Origin of the sequence: Methylobacterium trifolii, assembly GCF_022179685.1 — a bacterium.
Taxonomy (GTDB): domain Bacteria; phylum Pseudomonadota; class Alphaproteobacteria; order Rhizobiales; family Beijerinckiaceae; genus Methylobacterium; species Methylobacterium trifolii.
Genome location: NZ_BPRB01000398.1, coordinates 1 through 1231 on the forward strand (window position 1 = coordinate 1; position 1231 = coordinate 1231).

3 protein-coding genes are annotated in these 1231 nt (G+C 67.9%); 1 reads left to right on the forward strand and 2 read right to left on the reverse strand.

The window, feature by feature from the left end; translation table 11 throughout:
* A partial coding sequence (locus COGEMETH_RS25145; RefSeq protein WP_238185390.1) for a BA14K family protein occupies positions 1–194 on the forward strand: 194 nt, incomplete at its 5' end.
* A gap of 151 nt (positions 195–345) precedes the next feature.
* On the opposite strand, the gene COGEMETH_RS25710 is transcribed toward COGEMETH_RS25145, so the two are convergent.
* Both COGEMETH_RS25710 and COGEMETH_RS25150 read right to left on the reverse strand, forming a co-directional pair.
* Positions 346–477, reverse strand: a complete 132-nt coding sequence (locus tag COGEMETH_RS25710; RefSeq protein ID WP_283215051.1) for a hypothetical protein — start codon at positions 475–477, stop codon at positions 346–348.
* Between the two features lie 240 nt (positions 478–717).
* Positions 718–1231 (reverse strand): IS3 family transposase (locus tag COGEMETH_RS25150; protein ID WP_238185391.1); only part of this gene is annotated, 514 nt, incomplete at its 5' end.

Here is a 1231-nt window from a genome sequence, read left to right on the forward strand (position 1 = left end):
GCGTGGCCGGCCTCGCGGCGGGTGCCATCATCGGTGGCGCCATCGCCAACTCTCAGGCTCAGGCTGCCCCGGTGGTCGTGCAGGGTGGTCCGGACCCCGAGGTCGTCGCCGCATGCGCCCGCCGTTTCCGCTCCTACGACGCGTCGAGCGGGACGTATCTCGGCAACGACGGCGACCGTCACGCCTGCCCGTAACCGGCTTGTCGCATTGCCTGCCGCCGTGGCGGGCCGGGCAATGATCGCTTCTCTCCACGACGGGATGCACCGTCGGCGGCCTGAGCGAGTTCGTCGACCACTTCACCAAAGGCGGCCACGGCGTGGAGCGGGCTCCCCGGGATGGACGGGATCAGGCTGCCGGTTCGACCGCCAGCCGGGTCTGCTGGTCCTCGGACTGCGCGGGGCTGGGATAGCCGAACGCCGAGTGGAGCCGTCGCGTATCGTAGGTCTCTTCGATGATGCGCGGCACGCTTTCGAGCACGTCGGCGAACGTCTCGACGCCATGGGATAGACGCCCTCGACCTTGAGCGTCTTCATGAAGCTCTCGGCCTTGGCGTTGTCGTAGGGGCTGCCGCGTCGTCCCATAGAACCGGCGAGGCCGTGCTTGGTGAGATGCTCACGGTACGTCCTGGCAGCCTATTGTGCGACCCACGGTCGGAATGGTGGACGCAACCCTTCGAAGGCTTGCGGGCCTCGATCGCCATGCCGAGTGCGGCCAGGGTCAGACGCGCGTCGATCGCGCGGCTGAGGCGAAGCCGACGACCCGCCGTGACCAGGCATCGAGAATGACGGCGACGTAGACGAAGCCGCCGACGATGGTCACAGAGGTGATGTCTGCCATCCACAGCCGGTCGGGGCCGTGGATACGCGCTTCCTTGGCAAGATTTGGGAAGACCGGGTGATCGTGATCGCTGTCGGTCGTCTTCGTGACGCGGCGGCGCATCTTCGGCTGAAGCTCGTGCTCGCGCACGGGGCGGCGGACCTTCTCGTGATCGACCTGCAAGCCGTTCTGGCGGAGTGCCGCCTGGACGCGACGCCAGCCATGATGCTCGAAAGCGTCGCAGGTCGTCGCCATCGCCTCGACGAAAGCCGTGTCGTCCACCGCGCGAACCGGCACATCCTGGAACGTGGAGCGGGCCAGTCCCATCAGCGGGCATCCAGCGGTGACACCGAGGCCATTGGGCCGGCAGTTGCGGAGGTAGGCCCGTTTCTCGGACGCGGCCCGGGCCGCAGAG